1 protein-coding gene is annotated in these 277 nt (G+C 58.5%); it reads right to left on the bottom strand.

The window, feature by feature from the left end:
* The coding region (locus ACWGS9_RS35760) for a hypothetical protein (RefSeq protein ID WP_454509554.1) at nucleotides 1–215 on the bottom strand (215 nt) is incomplete at its 3' end.
* Between the last annotated feature and the right edge of the window lie 62 nt (nucleotides 216–277).

Genomic DNA, 277 nt, shown 5'->3' with positions numbered 1-277 from the left:
GACGGCACCGGCCGTGAAACGCCGAGATGCGTGCTTCGGTGCCCTCCAGCGCTCTCCCCGGACGAACCAGGTTGCAATTGGTTCAGCTGCTGCTCAAAGTTCGCTTGCAGACTCGCGCCGTCCGCCTGTTGCGATACGTGAATGCCGGTATTCTGTCGCGCGAAGCGTGGCGCAGGCGGGTTCAACTGCCGAGGATTGAACTGAGAACCATCCATACCGCTCTCCATCGAAAATATTGATTGCTCGCAAGTCTGCGCAGACAGGCTCAGATCAAAGT

The organism is Mesorhizobium sp. Arg314, assembly GCF_053714275.1.
Note: the sequence above shows the minus strand (reverse complement) of the source record. Positions and strands in the feature narration are given on the sequence as shown.